12 protein-coding genes are annotated in these 14,770 nt (G+C 45.6%); 11 read left to right on the top strand and 1 reads right to left on the bottom strand.

Features of this window, described 5'->3' with window-relative positions:
- Positions 1-356: 356 nt before the first annotated feature.
- Positions 357-2,033 (bottom strand): dihydroxy-acid dehydratase, encoded by a 1,677-nt coding sequence (gene ilvD, locus L0B18_RS06035; protein ID WP_234570075.1) that lies wholly within the window; start codon positions 2,031-2,033, stop codon positions 357-359.
- A 515-nt stretch (positions 2,034-2,548) separates the two neighbouring features.
- Between ilvD and ilvB the strand changes: the two genes are divergently transcribed.
- From ilvB to L0B18_RS05980, 11 genes are all read left to right on the top strand, one after another.
- Positions 2,549-4,342: a biosynthetic-type acetolactate synthase large subunit gene (ilvB, locus tag L0B18_RS06030; RefSeq protein WP_234570073.1), complete on the top strand. Its 1,794-nt coding sequence runs from the start codon at positions 2,549-2,551 to the stop codon at positions 4,340-4,342.
- Entirely contained in the window at positions 4,342-4,866 is a 525-nt protein-coding gene (gene ilvN / locus L0B18_RS06025; RefSeq protein ID WP_234570071.1) for an acetolactate synthase small subunit, read from the top strand. The genes ilvB and ilvN overlap by 1 nt, the downstream gene beginning before the upstream one ends.
- A gap of 81 nt (positions 4,867-4,947) precedes the next feature.
- Positions 4,948-5,943 (top strand): ketol-acid reductoisomerase, encoded by a 996-nt coding sequence (ilvC, locus tag L0B18_RS06020; RefSeq protein WP_255695562.1) that lies wholly within the window; start codon positions 4,948-4,950, stop codon positions 5,941-5,943.
- A gap of 39 nt (positions 5,944-5,982) precedes the next feature.
- On the top strand, positions 5,983-7,602 hold the full coding sequence (cimA, locus tag L0B18_RS06015; RefSeq protein ID WP_234570063.1) for a citramalate synthase: 1,620 nt from the start codon (positions 5,983-5,985) through the stop codon (positions 7,600-7,602).
- 75 nt (positions 7,603-7,677) lie between these two features.
- A complete protein-coding gene (locus tag L0B18_RS06010) occupies positions 7,678-8,871 on the top strand; it encodes a 2-isopropylmalate synthase (RefSeq protein ID WP_234570044.1) in 1,194 nt (397 codons plus the stop codon).
- A gap of 73 nt (positions 8,872-8,944) precedes the next feature.
- Positions 8,945-10,258, top strand: coding sequence for a 3-isopropylmalate dehydratase large subunit (locus L0B18_RS06005; protein ID WP_234570036.1), 1,314 nt, complete (start codon positions 8,945-8,947; stop codon positions 10,256-10,258).
- A gap of 140 nt (positions 10,259-10,398) precedes the next feature.
- On the top strand, positions 10,399-10,977 hold the full coding sequence (locus L0B18_RS06000; RefSeq protein ID WP_234570034.1) for a hypothetical protein: 579 nt from the start codon (positions 10,399-10,401) through the stop codon (positions 10,975-10,977).
- Entirely contained in the window at positions 10,974-12,071 is a 1,098-nt protein-coding gene (gene leuB / locus L0B18_RS05995; protein WP_234570032.1) for a 3-isopropylmalate dehydrogenase, read from the top strand. Before L0B18_RS06000 ends, leuB begins: the two co-directional genes overlap by 4 nt.
- 340 nt (positions 12,072-12,411) lie before the next feature.
- Positions 12,412-12,747: an arsenosugar biosynthesis-associated peroxidase-like protein gene (locus L0B18_RS05990; protein WP_234570030.1), complete on the top strand. Its 336-nt coding sequence runs from the start codon at positions 12,412-12,414 to the stop codon at positions 12,745-12,747.
- Positions 12,748-12,937: 190 nt separating this feature from the next.
- Entirely contained in the window at positions 12,938-13,984 is a 1,047-nt protein-coding gene (gene arsS / locus L0B18_RS05985) for an arsenosugar biosynthesis radical SAM (seleno)protein ArsS (RefSeq protein WP_234570028.1), read from the top strand.
- A gap of 297 nt (positions 13,985-14,281) precedes the next feature.
- Positions 14,282-14,704 (top strand): OsmC family protein, encoded by a 423-nt coding sequence (locus tag L0B18_RS05980; RefSeq protein WP_234570026.1) that lies wholly within the window; start codon positions 14,282-14,284, stop codon positions 14,702-14,704.
- Positions 14,705-14,770: the final 66 nt, after the last annotated feature.

Below are 14,770 nucleotides of genomic sequence, written 5' to 3'. Positions count from 1 at the left end.
AATTGCATTCGGGGATTGTGCCAAAGGCATCTCTTTGGGGCCGCGGTCGTCCCGAAGCGTCGGAACTCTCTCGCCAATGACGCGACAGGTTTAGAACAATTAATATGGTCATTGCGAACGGAGTGACGCAATCTCCTGACTTTGGCCTTTGCTACTTCTCACCCCCCCTCAAGGAATACACCCCCAACAACATTCGGAGATTGCCGCGCTGCACTCACTCCGTTCGTTTCGCTCGCAATGACGCTAGAATAATGAATATCGAACGAGGAATAACGAATTATGAAGTGGAGATAGCTTCGTGTTGTCCGCAATGACCCTTCGACATTCTAAAATCCTTGTTCAATATTCGATATTCATCATAAGTCCGTTACGCAGCCTTCGGATGCGGTGGAAACGAGTTTCGCATATTTATAAAGCGAACCGCTTTGAACTTTCAGTTCGGGCGCCGTCCAGGTTTTTCGGCGTTCATCGAGTTCTTCGTCCGAGAGTTTGACATTCAGCGTTCGCTCGTCAGCGTCAATTTCGATGATATCGCCATCGCGAAGCAGTGCAATGTTTCCGCCAAGCTGAGCTTCGGGCGTAATGTGTCCGATCACAAAACCGTGGGTTCCGCCGGAGAAGCGTCCGTCAGTAATCAAAGCCACATTTTTACCAAGACCGGCACCCATAATAGCTGCGGTGATGGAAAGCATTTCGCGCATGCCGGGGCCGCCTTTGGGGCCTTCGTACCGAATCACAACTACATCGCCTTTTTCTACATGGCCGCCACGAATTCCGCGCAGGCAATCCTCTTCAGACTCAAACACTTTGGCTGTCCCTGTGAACGTGGTACCTTCTTTCCCGGTAATTTTTGCCACACTGCCTTCCGGCGAGAGGTTTCCATAAAGAATTTGCAGATGACCCGTTTTCTTTACTGGATTTGAAATCGGCTGAATCACTTTTTGTTCTTCAAGAAGGCCGGGCAAATCTTCCACATTCTCTTCGAGTGTTTTGCCTGTTACGGTAATGCATCCTTCATGCAAAAGTCCTTCTTCAAACATCAGCTTCTGAACCGCAGGAACACCGCCTGCATTATAAAGGTCTTCCATCACGTATTTTCCGCTTGGCTTCAGGTCGGCCAGGAACGGGGTCCTGTTGCTGACCTCCTGGAAATCATCAATAGTAAAATCCACCTTGGCGGCACGGGCAATTGCCAGCATGTGCATCACAGCGTTGGTGGAACCTCCCAACAGAATAATCATCGCCACCGCATTTTCAATTGATTTTTTGTTGATGATGTCCAGCGGCTTCAAATCTTTTTCGAGAAGATTACGGATCGCCTTGCCCGCCCGCTTACACTCGTTGATTTTCTCCTGGTGTGTTGCGGGGATGGACGAACTGAACGGAAGGCTCATTCCCATCGTCTCGATAGCCGATGCCATGGTGTTGGCCGTGTACATTCCCCCGCAGGCGCCAGCTCCCGGGCAGGCGTGTTTCAAAACTTGGTGAAGCTGGTCTTCATCAATCTTATCGGATAACAATTCCCCGTACGACTCAAAAGCGGAAACGAGATCAAGCTTGCGTCCATTTAGGTTTCCGGGACGGATTGTTCCGCCGTATACCATAATAGATGGACGGTTTACGCGCGCCATTGCCATGATGGAGCCGGGCATATTTTTATCACAACCCACAACCGAAATGTTGGCATCGTACCACTGGGCGTTCATCACGGTTTCGATGGAGTCGGCAATGATGTCTCTGGACGGAAGCGAAAATTTCATTCCCTGGGTTCCCATCGAAATTCCGTCGCTCACTCCAATGGAATGAAACACGTATCCAACCATGTCATTATCCCAAACATTTTCCTTGATCACAGAGGCCAAACCGTTAAGATGCATGTTGCACGGATTGCCGTCCCAGCCGGTACTTGCGATTCCCACCTGGGCCTTTTTCATGTCTTCCTCGCTCAATCCGGTTGCATAAAGCATTGCCTTTGAGCCTACCTGGGATTGTTCTTCTGTTAATCTGGAGCTGTATTTATTCAGTTTCGTCATGGTACTTATAAAGGTGCTTAGTTATTGAATTTCAATATGTTAGACGTCAATGATAATTTTAATGGAAGCGCTTTTGAAAAAATCATTCTTAGGTCAAGAAATCTATTCGAAGAATCTATAAAAACTTCTTGCTTCCATTAATGTCTTTATCTATGTTTTTGAATGCGATGTTGAAGTAACAGATTACAAATTGTCTACCGCAATCACACATACTTTTTTAAACGATTTTTTGACCCGGCCAATGGACGGCAAGGGCACTGTAAATTTGCAGTTCGTGATTGCTGTATTTATCGCGACCGTTTTGAGTTCCTTACATTCTGTGAGCTCTGATTTTTCTCTCTCTTCAGATAGTACAAGAAGCTTCTTTCTTAATTTGCTAACTATCTCGATTCTAATTTCTGGCATTCTAAACCTAATTCTAATTATTAGTTAATCCACACCCTCCAGAGGTTAGAAGCGAACATGATTTTATTTAACTTTGACCTCTGGCGGGCAATATATATCCGCGAGACAATATGAAACCATCTGAATCCACACCCTCATCACCGACAAACAAATTTCAAAAGGCTCAGCCGCTCCAGCCTGTTAAACGGAGCGAGGATGAAAATCCGGGCCCCTCGTTTAATGGCGCAGAGATCTTAATTAAGACTCTCGCCGATCTTGACGTAGATACCATCTTTGGTTATCCCGGAGGAGCAAACTTACCTATTTATGATGTGCTTTTTGACGAGCACGACATGAAGCACATCCTGGTTCGCCACGAGCAAGCGGGAACCCATGCAGCTGACGGTTACTCCCGGGCCACCGGGAAACCCGGTGTTGTGCTGGTAACATCCGGCCCGGGCGGCACCAATACGGTTACAGGTATTGCCACAGCCATGATGGATTCCATACCGCTTGTAGTTTTAACCGGACAGGTTGCTACCAGCGTAATTGGAAACGATGCCTTCCAGGAAGCAGATATTGTGGGAATTACAAGACCCATCACCAAACAGAATTACCTGGTTCGGAATGTAAATGAACTGGAAAGCGTGATTCGTGAGGCATTTCATATTGCCACCAACGGACGGCCCGGCCCGGTTTTGGTTGATCTTCCAAAAGATATGTTGAATACAGCCGCCCGCTATTCCGGAATGAAGAAAGTGGATATCCCAAGTTTCAAACCTACCCTTCACGGCCATCAGCCTCAAATTGCCAAAGCGGCCGAAATGATCAGCAAGGCGAAAAAACCCTTGATGTATGTGGGCGGCGGAGCCATTTTGGGTGAAGCATGGGAAGAGGTTATAGAATTTGCTGAAAAACTGAACATCCCTATTACCACTACATTAATGGGTTTGGGGGCTTTTCCCGAAAGCAAACCACAGTCATTGGGAATGCTTGGAATGCACGGAACCTGGTATGCCAACATGGCCATCACCGAATGTGATGTTCTGCTTGCCGTAGGAGCCCGTTTTGATGATCGCGTAACAGGACGGCTGGATGGTTTCGCCCAATATTCCAGGAAAATTCAAATTGATATCGATCCCTCCTGCATTGGCAAAAATGTAAATGTGGAAGTCCCGATTGTAGGCGATGTAAAAAATGTACTTCCGGCAATTGGCAAGCTTGCCAAGGCTCCCAAAATTGATAAATGGTGGGATACGATCCAGGATTGGAAGAAAGAACATCCACTGAGGGTGCCGAAGTCTGACGATACCATTTATCCGCAGCATATGGTCAAAGCGATTTCTGAAGCAACGAATGGCAATGCCATTGTTGTAACCGATGTAGGACAACACCAGATGTGGGCTGCACAGCACTATACGTTTAATCACCCCAGATCATGGATCTCTTCCGGCGGACTTGGAACCATGGGATTTGGTTTCCCCGCAGCAATGGGAGCCGCAATGGCATCTCCTGATCGGGATGTGGTTTGTGTTACGGGCGATGGCGGATTCCAAATGTTGTCTTGCGAATTGGCAACGGCTGTTGAATATAAAATTCCCGTTAAAATCGCCCTGATGAATAATGAATGTCTCGGCATGGTTCGCCAGTGGCAGCAACTCTTTTACAATAACCGAACCAGCTACTCCGTATTCGGCAGCAATAATCCCGATTTTGTAAAACTGGCTGAAGCATACGGAGCCGTTGGAATGCGGGCTACCAATCCGGCAGAAATGAAAGAGGTTCTCGACAAAGCAATGAAAATAAAAGACGGGCCGGTTTTGATGGATTTTCGTGTAGTGAAAACTGAAAACTGCTACCCCATGGTACCCTCCGGTGCCGCTTTGTATGAAATGGTTGAATCAGATAACGACGTAAATAAATAATGGCAACTACAGTATTGAAAAAAGATTCCCGGCACACACTTTCCGTTTTGGTAAAGCACAACCTGAATACGTTTTCCCGCATCATCGGGATTTTTAGCGGAAAGGGTTTTGAGCTCGATAGCGTCACTTTTGCATCGGAAGCGGAGCCCGGAATGGCACGCATCACAATTACAACCTACGGTGACGAAAAAACGGTTGAACAGATCAACAAACACCTTCATAATGTGATTGATGTACAGAAGGTGACCGATCTCACCCATAAAAAATGCATTGAACGCGAGCTGGCGATTGTAAAAGTTTCAACAGCAAAAGCCGGACGTTCAGAAATTATGCTGATTGCACAGGCATTTAAAGCCAAAGTAATCGATATTACCAATGATAAACTTGCGCTTGAAGTCACCGGAAATACCGACAAAGTAGACGCAATGATTCAGGTGCTGAAACCGTACGGAATCACCGAAATGTCTCGCACCGGTAGCGTGGCACTAAAACGTGAATTTCAGGGAACTGTGAGTTTTAATTAGTGAACACATTCTTACATCCCTCTCAAGGGGACTTCTATCAAATAAATTTTAAATCAACATAACCAAACAAGAAGCGATTAAATGAAAGTGAAAACATATTATAACGGAGATGCCGACCTCGATGTCCTTAAAGATAAAACCGTAGCAGTTATTGGCTATGGAAGCCAGGGGCATGCACATGCACTGAACCTGCACGAGAGTGGCGTAAATGTAATTGTAGGTCTCCGTGAAGACAGTTCCTCCTGGAGTGATGCAGAGGAAGCAGGGTTAAAAGTATATGAAACATCGGAAGCTGCCGCTAAAGGCGATCTTGTTATGATCCTGATCCCCGACCAGTTTCAAAAAACAGTTTATGAAGAAAGCATTGAACCCAATCTTGAAGAAGGCAATGCCCTGCTATTTGCTCATGGTTTTAATATTCACTTCGATCAAATCGTACCACCCGACAATGTTGATGTATTTATGGTAGCGCCCAAAGGTCCCGGCCATTTGGTACGAAGAGTATTTACAGAAGGATCCGGAGTTCCCTGCCTGTTTGCCATCTACCAGGATGCCAGCGGCACAGCCAAAGAAACAGCTCTTGCATATGCAAAAGGAGTTGGCGGAACCCGCGCCGGTGTTCTTGAAACCACTTTTAAAGAAGAGACCGAAACCGACCTTTTCGGTGAACAAGCCGTTCTTTGCGGAGGCGCCTCCGAACTGGTAGCAACCGGTTTTGAAGTATTGGTGGAAGCCGGATACCAGCCTGAGATCGCCTACTTTGAATGCTTGCACGAATTAAAACTGATTGTTGACCTGATGTATGAAGGCGGAATCGCAGGCATGTATTATTCAGTAAGTGATACGGCTGAATACGGTGGATTTTCACGCGGAACACGAGTGATTGATAAAGACACCAAGAAACGAATGAAAAATATTCTTGAAGAAATTCAGAAAGGTGATTTTGCCAGAGAATGGATCAACGAAAATAAAGAAGGTCTTCCCAATCTCAACAAGATGAGAAAAGACCTCAGTGAACATCAAATTGAAAAAGTAGGGAAAGAACTCCGCTCCATGATGGACTGGATCGAGAAGTAATCCTCACTCAACGCAGTTAATTTTAACGAAGTTTTAACCATGTCAAAGTCAATCCAAATATTCGACACCACTCTCCGGGACGGCACCCAGGGAGAGAAAGTCTCATTTTCGGCCGAAGACAAATTTCGTATTGCCAAACGGCTCGACGAATTTGGTATTGACTATATTGAAGGCGGTTGGCCGGGCTCAAATCCCAAAGACATGGCATTCTTCGACAAAGCAAAAGAACATACATTTGCACATGCAAAAATAGTTGCTTTTGGAAGTACCTGCCGTGCCGGCAACAAACCCGAAGAGGATCCAAACCTCAAGGCGTTGATTGATGCCGACACCCCGGCCGTATCTCTTTTCGGAAAAACCTGGCTGCTTCATGTAAAAGAGGCTTTAAATATCACTCCTGAGGAAAACCTTGAATTGATTTCAGGTTCAATCAGTTATTTAAAATCTCACGGAAAAGAAGTGATTTATGATGCCGAACACTTTTTTGACGGTTATAAAGACAGTGCCGAATACGCTTTAAAAACGTTGCAAGCTGCTGAAAGTGCCGGAGCCGATGTCGTTGTTCTGTGTGATACGAATGGCGGAACCATGCCGCACGAGGTTACAGCAATTGTCCAGGAAGTTCGCTGCAAAATTGACGCTCCTATTGGCATTCACTCTCATAATGATTGTGAGCTGGGCGTTGCAAATGCAGTTGCCGCTGTGGAAGCCGGGGCCGTGCATGTTCAGGGAACCATCAACGGATACGGTGAGCGTTGCGGAAATGCGAACCTCTGCTCTGTGATTCCAAACCTTCAATTGAAATTGGGATATTCGTGCATTCCTGAAGATCAAACGAAGCACTTGGCAACCATCTCGAAATATGTGAGTGAGTTGGCCAACCTGACACCGGACAATAAACAACCGTATGTCGGGAAGAGTGCTTTTGCGCATAAAGGCGGGGTCCACGTCAGCGCTGTGATGAAAAACGAACAGACCTATGAACATATAAAACCCGATCTGGTTGGAAACAGCCGTCGGGTTTTGTTATCTGACCTATCTGGTAAAAGTAATATCTCGTACAAATCTGAAGAACTCGGCTTTGATTTTGACAAGACTTCAAAAGAAGGTTCCGAGATTGTCAACGAGCTGAAACGGCTCGAGAATGACGGCTACCAGTTTGAAGCGGCTGAAGCATCTTTTGAATTGCTGGTAAAACAAAAAACCAACAAAGCTCCGGAGTTTTTCCATCTGGAAGGATTTCGTGTGATTATGGAACGAAATGCCGATGGCGTTTCCCGGTCTGAAGCAACCATCAAGGTTCGTGTGAATGACCAGATTGAGCTTTGTGCCGCTGAAGGAAACGGCCCCGTAAACGCATTGGACGCCGCTCTCAGGCGTGCTCTTTGTGAGTTTTACCCGGAAATTTCCACCGTACAGTTACAGGATTACAAAGTACGGGTATTAAATGAAAAAGACGGAACCGGGGCCAAGGTCCGCGTCTTGATCGACTCTGTCCAGGATGGTTCAAGCTGGGGCACGGTCGGCGTTTCTGAGAATATTATTGATGCAAGCTGGAAAGCACTTTCAGAAGGGATTATTTACTTTTTGATGAACAAGAACAGCAAACCGCAACAAAAGACAAGTATAAAAACTTCCCTTGAGGGAAGTACGGCATAAGCTGAAATTTTGAAGAATTTCCGTCCTTCAAAAGGATGGAACTTTCCAACAACCATAAAAACAACAATCAAACCAATGGACAATCACATTACCATCTTTGATACAACCCTTCGAGACGGCGAACAATCGCCGGGATACAGCATGAACAAGCAGGAAAAGCTTCGTCTTGCTCTACAGCTCGAAAAACTGGGTGTTGATGTGATTGAGGCCGGGTTCCCAATCGCATCCGACGGTGATTATGAAACCGTTAAAGAAATTGGAAAAATCATCAAAAAAAGTACGGTAGCTGCTCTTTGCAGAACTCGGCAGGTAGACCTGGAACGGGCCGTATCTTCACTTGAACATGCCGCAAAACCACGTATTCATACTTTTATTGCGACAAGTGATATACACCTTCAGCACAAATTGCAGATGACCCGTGAGGAGGTTCTTGAGTCGGCAGTAAATGCTGTAGAATTCGCCACCTCTCATTACGATGATGTGGAATTTTCAGCGGAAGACGCTTCCCGAAGCGATCCCGAATTTTTGATCGAAATTTTTACGGCCGTCATCGCAGCAGGTGCAACCACCATCAATGTGCCGGATACCGTTGGATACGCCCTTCCATGGGAGTATGCCGACCTGATCCAAACGCTGCACACCCGAATTCCGAATATCGACCAGGCGACCATCAGCGTGCACTGCCATAATGATTTAGGCCTGGCCGTTGCAAATTCGCTGATGGCTGTCAGAAGTGGTGCGCGTCAGATCGAATGCACCGTCAATGGAATTGGCGAACGTGCCGGAAACGCCTCACTCGAAGAAGTTGTAATGGCAATCGAGACACGCAAAAACAACATGGATTACTCCACGGGAATTGACACCCACGAAATTTATCCTTCCAGCCAGATGCTTGCACAGATCACCGGCAAGGGAGTTCAGCCAAACAAGGCGATTGTGGGAGAAAATGCATTTGCGCACGAAGCGGGAATCCATCAACACGGCGTGCTGAAAAATCCGTTAACATACGAGATTATGACGCCCGATTCTGTTGGTTTGACCTCAAACAAAATTGTAATCGGTAAACACTCCGGCCGGTTTGCACTCGGTAAAAAATTGGAAGAACTTGGGTATTTCCTCAACAAGGAAGACTTGAACCGGGTCTACACCATGGTCACAAAACTTGCTGATGAACAGAAGATTGTGAAGGATGAAGACCTGATCAACCTGATGGCAAATACTGAATATTCAAAACAAAATCCCGATCAGTCGATTGCGGCTGGCGGATAATGGAACTCTCCCTTGAGGAGAAACTTCATTTGAAAACTTTTAATTACAAACACTAAAGAATAGCTCCTGAATTATGGGAATGACGTTAACTGAAAAAATCCTTGCCAAACACAGTGGCAGAGATCACGTAACGCCAGGCGAAAGTGTGTGGGTGGATGTTGATATCCTGATGACCCACGATGTTTGCGGACCGCCTGCAATCGGAATCTTCAACAAACAATTTGGTGAGAATGCAAAAGTCTGGGATAAAGAAAAACTGGTTATCATCCCCGACCACTATATTTTTACCAGTGATAAATATGCCAACCGAAACGTAGATGTACTTCGTGCGTTTTCCGCTGAACAGGATCTGCCCTATTTCTATGATGTGGGGTCGGACCGTTACAAAGGCGTTTGCCACGTAGCTCTTCCCGAAGAAGGTTTTACACGGCCCGGAGAAGTTCTTTTCGGAACAGACTCTCACACCTGTACTGCCGGAGCGTTCGGACAGTTTGCCACCGGTATTGGAAATACGGATGCCGCCTTTATCATGGGAACCGGAAAACTTTGGGTAAAAGTACCCGAAACCATGCGGTTTGTATTTGAAGGGACCTCACTGCCACCTTATTTGATGGCGAAGGATATCATCCTGAAAATTATTGGTGATATCGGAACTGACGGTGCAACCTACCGAACCATGGAATTTGCAGGCCCCGGTATTAAGGCGCTCTCTATGGAAGATCGCATGACACTGACCAACATGGCTATTGAAGCCGGAGGGAAAAACGGTGTGGTTGAACCGGATGAGATTACCGAGAAATATGTAAAATCCCGGACGGATCACCCCTACGAATGCGTGTACAGTGATCCCGATGCCGAATATTTCAGCGAACACTTTTATAACCTGGAAGAATTGGTACCGATGGTGGCCAAACCACACAGTCCGGACAACAAGGCAACTGCCGAGGAAGTGGAAGGAACGCCACTTGATCGTGCGTATATCGGCTCCTGTACAGGCGGAAAACTGTCTGACTTTAAGGCTGCTGCCGAAATTCTTCGCGGCAACAAGACAAAAATCGATACTTACATTGTTCCTGCAACCACTGAAATTGCAAAAGGCCTTGAAACAGAAACCCTGCTCGGAACCCCGTTGATTGAAATCTTCAGAGAAGCGGGCTGCAGAATTGGAAACGCATCTTGTGCAGCTTGTTTGGGTGGACCATCAGACACGTTTGGGCGGTTACAAGACACGGAGGTTTGTATCTCATCCACCAACCGGAATTACCCGGGACGAATGGGATCCAAACAATCAGCCGTCTATCTCGCATCGCCATATACCGTGGCGGCTTCTGCTGTGACCGGTGTTATTACCGATCCCAGAGTGTTTATCCAGGAAACAGTGATTTAGTCGGAGTGCAGGATATACAAGTTTCAGGATGCAGGAACTCCACGTAAGGAGAGTACCTGCATCCGAAATTTGGCCATCCCTCTTTCTCCTTTTAGAAGGGGATTTTTGAAATCAAAAACAGAAAATTTTTACTCAATAAAATGAGCAACGAACCACAAGAACCCATCAAAGGAAAAGCCTTTGTATTGGGAAAAAATATTGACACCGACCAGATTATCCCGGCGGCACATCTTGTGTACAGCCTTGATGATCCGGAAGAACGAAAGCTTTATGGAAAGTATGCCCTTTCCGGCGTTCCCATTGAAGAATCGGGGTTGCCGCAGGGGAATATACCACTCACCAAAGATGATGAAACCAAAAGCGAATTCAAGATTATTGTAGCCAGCGACAATTTCGGCTGCGGATCTTCCCGCGAACACGCTCCGGCATCCCTCGAAATTGCTGGTATTGAAGCAATCATCTCTCCCTCCTATGCACGAATTTTCTACCGTAATTCCGTGGATGGCGGATTTCTCATCCCGTTTGAAAGCAGAGACGACTTGAGCAAGGACATCCATACAGGTGATGAACTTGAAATCGATCAGGAAAACCATCAACTGATCAATCATACCCAAGACAAAACCTACAAAATCAAACCGCTGGGAAGTGTGGCAGACATCGTTCACGCCGGCGGCATTTTTGAATATGCACGACAAAACGGAATGATTAAGGAAGCATGAGTGAAGTAAAGATTGTAGCACTGCCCGGAGACGGTATCGGCCCGGAAGTTACACAAGTAGCCCTTGATGTATTGGAAACTGTATTAGAGCAGCATGACCTGAAACTAAATGTAACCAAACTTCCTTTCGGAGGCACTTGTTACGAAGAATTTGGTGAACCGGTAACTGACGAAATACTGCAAACCTGCAAGGAGACTAAAGTTGTACTTCTGGGCGCTGTTGGCGGCCCTCAATGGGATGACCTCAGCGCCAATAAGCGCCCGGAAGCTGCTTTACTTAAGCTTCGAAGTGAGTTGGGTGTATTTGCCAATCTTCGGCCCATTTTTGTGCACTCGGCACTTGCCGGTGCGTCTACCCTCAAGGAAGAAGTTATCGAAGGCACCGATATCCTTATTGTTCGGGAACTGACCGGTGGCGTTTACTTTGGGAAACCGCGGTTTACTTCTGAAGAAAATGGAGACCCGTTTTCTGTTGATACCATGAAATACAGCCGATCTGAAGTTCAGAGAGTGACAAGAATCGCATTTGAAACAGCCCGGCTTCGCGACAAACGCGTCTGTTCTGTTGATAAAATGAATGTTCTGGAAAGCTCCCGGATGTGGAGAAAATCCGTTCTTGAAGTGGCTGAGGAATACCCGGATGTAGAATTGAGCCACATGCTGGTCGACAATGCCGCTATGCAGCTCATCCGAAATCCCAAACAATTTGATGTAATTGTTACCGGAAATCTTTTCGGTGATATTTTAAGTGATGAAGCCTCCATGCTTACCGGCTCCATTGGGATGTTGCCCTCTGCAAGTTTAGGCGGAGAAAACGGCTTGTATGAGCCCGTTCATGGTTCAGCGCCGGACATCGCCGGAAAAGGAATTGCCAATCCGTTGGCCGCTGTGGCTTCAGCAGCACTTTTATGCAGATATTCGCTTGATCTCGAGCCTGCTGCCAAGAAAATAGAATCCGCAATTTTGCAACTTCTTGAAGAAGGTTACAGACCTGCCGATATCTATACTGAAGAACCGGGAACGAAACTTGCCAATACAGGTGAAATTTCTAATCAGCTTCTCACATCTCTGAATGAGATGGCGGATGCATCCTAAATTCTTTTGCTTCCTGGTGAAATGAATGTCCACGTCATATTGAACGCAATTTCGCGGATTATTTCCCCGAAAGAATGTCGAAAGTTAAATTTTCGACGGCGTTCAAACTGACGTACATTCCCCGTGTTCCATTCTCTTTTTATCCTTTTGTGATAAAGTTCGTGCTCTCCTTCTATATGATAAATGTTCAATAATGAATGAAAATCATATAATTTCTCTTTTTCTTACCGTCCGGGTTTAGTATCTGTTTGAACCAAAATGGTTTGGGCTTATCTGAACCATTCGGCTCACGCCACTTTACATACCTTTTTATCAGAACCCTCAATCAAATAATAACATCATGGAAAAAACGTACTATAATCCCGAAGATTTAAAGAAATTTGGCAATGTAACAGAATTTCAAAAAGAGCTGGGCGACAAATTTTTTGATTACTATGGTTCTGTTTTTGAAGAAGGTGCCCTTACAGCAAGAGAAAAATCGCTGATTGCACTTGCTGTGGCGCACACTATTCAATGCCCCTATTGCATTGATGCATATACACAAGACACTCTGCAAAAAGGCTGCTCAGAAGAACAAATGATGGAAGCCGTTCACGTTGCAACAGCTATTCGCGGCGGAGCTTCTCTCGTGCACGGAGTACAAATGATGAATCAGGTTAAAAAACTTTCGATGTAAGTTATTGTTTTGTTTATGTATACATAAACATTTTGGAACCCACCCCCTTCATATCCCGATCACAAACAATCGGAACAATGAGGGGCTTTTGAAAAATTTAATCCTCCCCTTCCTTGTTCTGTTATTTTGCAGAATAGGGAAGGGGATTGAGGAGATGGGTTTAACACATTAAATCTTCTATCAAACATTTATGAAATCTCTCATCGCGCAAAGTCATTCACTGGCTGATCCCGTTGTTCAACTAGATATCATCAATAATCAAACCGAAAAGGTAAAAAGCCTTGAGAAGTTTGAGTCCAAACTGAATGGCATCGGGCTTTTCCCACTCAGGCCGACCGGGATTGAAATATTCCAAATCAACGTCGGGTATATGTGCAATATGACCTGCAAGCATTGCCATGTGGATGCGGGACCGGACCGGACTGAGATTATGACCAAAGAAACCTTGGAATACTGCCTCGATGCACTGCGAAATACCGATATCGAAACTGTGGATCTGACCGGTGGCGCGCCGGAAATGAACCCGCATTTCAGATGGTTTGTGGATGAGGTTTCAAAGCTGGGGAAACATGTCATTGTCCGATCAAACCTCACCATTTTAAATACCCGGAAGTTTGAGGATTTGCCCTTTTTTATGGCCGATCGAAATGTGGAGATTACCTGTTCTCTGCCTTTCTATAACAAGCGAAGAACAGATGCGCAGCGTGGTGAGGGAACATATGATAAATCCATAAAAGTGCTGAAAATCCTGAATGAAATTGGTTACGGGAAAGAGGAGACCGGTTTAAAACTCAACCTCGTTTATAATCCGGTCGGAGCATTTTTACCGGGCGATCAGGAGTCCATGAAACAGCAATACCAAGAGAGATTGTCCAAAGATCATGGAATTGTATTCAACGATCTGTTTACGATTACCAATTTACCGATCAGCCGTTATCTAAACTTTCTTATGACCAGCGGAAATCTTGACGATTACATGGAAAAACTGGTTGCCAACTTCAATCCTGCAGCGGCTATGGGAGTGATGTGCCGCAATACCATTTCCATCGGTTGGGACGGTACTCTGTACGATTGCGATTTCAATCAAATGCTGAAAATGAAAACCGATAAAAATTCTCCACAGCATATCAAAAACTGGAATCTGGAATCTCTGAATAATCGTGAGATTGTTACCGATCAACACTGCTACGGATGTACGGCCGGCGCCGGCAGCAGTTGCGGCGGAGCTACGACTTAATTGTTTGCATGATTATACTTGAATACGTCATATAGAGCAAAAATTGACAGAGATCTAATACTTGTTCCGAAGATCTTTCTTCGGAACACTCCGCCGGAAGCTCTGCTTCCTGTAAAACGGACATTGACCGATAAACCATTTTGCCTTCCCAAAGTCTTCATGAGAACACCCATGATAGGAGCCCCGTTTCACCCCATCAAAACTCCATGTAAAACAATTCCTTCCTACTTCATCATCAACGCAAGAATCCCTATCTTGTCTCTTTAGTAAATAGCAGTATTTAAAGAAGATTATCCCATGAAAGTTAAAGTAAAAAGACTCAACGATGCCGTCCATATGGAAGCTGTAAATTCTGACGGCTCCACGCTTCAAATGGACGGTTCGCCTGATATTGGCGGAATTAACGGGGGACTTCGCCCCACTGAAATGTTGCTCGCTGCCGCAGCCGGTTGTTCAACGATCGACATCATTGGAATCTTAAAAAAACAGCGGCAAAAATTGGATACCGTGACCATTGATGTTGAAGGAGATAAACAAAAAGTAGAGACCTGGTCAGAATTTAAAAGCATCCATCTGCACTACACTTTTACGGGTGATGTGGATGAAAAAAAAGCAGAAAAAGCCATTGAACTTTCCCTCACGAAATATTGCTCCGTTACAAAAATGCTCGAAAAAACAGCGAAAGTAACCAGCAGTTTTGAGGTTATAAGTAGCAAATAGCGAATCCCTCAATTTCTGTTTTTGTATTCATCATCAATCCTGAAACCCGAACCCTGCATCCTGAAA

The organism is Rhodohalobacter sp. 614A (assembly GCF_021462415.1).
Lineage (GTDB): Bacteria > Bacteroidota > Rhodothermia > Balneolales > Balneolaceae > Rhodohalobacter.
The sequence above is the reverse complement of the archived record's forward strand: the minus strand, read 5'-3'. Positions and strand labels throughout refer to the sequence as shown.

What these genes read in the sequence shown, in the direction of transcription:
- arsS (WP_234570028.1), top strand. Translation starts at nt 12,938, where the DNA reads ATGAAATCTCTCATCGCGCAAAGTCATTCACTGGCTGATCCCGTTGTT.
- cimA (WP_234570063.1), top strand. Translation starts at nt 5,983, where the DNA reads ATGTCAAAGTCAATCCAAATATTCGACACCACTCTCCGGGACGGCACC.
- ilvB (WP_234570073.1), top strand. Translation starts at nt 2,549, where the DNA reads ATGAAACCATCTGAATCCACACCCTCATCACCGACAAACAAATTTCAA.
- ilvC (WP_255695562.1), top strand. Translation starts at nt 4,948, where the DNA reads ATGAAAGTGAAAACATATTATAACGGAGATGCCGACCTCGATGTCCTT.
- leuB (WP_234570032.1), top strand. Translation starts at nt 10,974, where the DNA reads ATGAGTGAAGTAAAGATTGTAGCACTGCCCGGAGACGGTATCGGCCCG.
- L0B18_RS05980 (WP_234570026.1), top strand. Translation starts at nt 14,282, where the DNA reads ATGAAAGTTAAAGTAAAAAGACTCAACGATGCCGTCCATATGGAAGCT.
- ilvD (WP_234570075.1), bottom strand. Translation starts at nt 2,033, where the DNA reads ATGACGAAACTGAATAAATACAGCTCCAGATTAACAGAAGAACAATCC.
- L0B18_RS06000 (WP_234570034.1), top strand. Translation starts at nt 10,399, where the DNA reads ATGAGCAACGAACCACAAGAACCCATCAAAGGAAAAGCCTTTGTATTG.
- ilvN (WP_234570071.1), top strand. Translation starts at nt 4,342, where the DNA reads ATGGCAACTACAGTATTGAAAAAAGATTCCCGGCACACACTTTCCGTT.
- L0B18_RS06010 (WP_234570044.1), top strand. Translation starts at nt 7,678, where the DNA reads ATGGACAATCACATTACCATCTTTGATACAACCCTTCGAGACGGCGAA.
- L0B18_RS05990 (WP_234570030.1), top strand. Translation starts at nt 12,412, where the DNA reads ATGGAAAAAACGTACTATAATCCCGAAGATTTAAAGAAATTTGGCAAT.
- L0B18_RS06005 (WP_234570036.1), top strand. Translation starts at nt 8,945, where the DNA reads ATGGGAATGACGTTAACTGAAAAAATCCTTGCCAAACACAGTGGCAGA.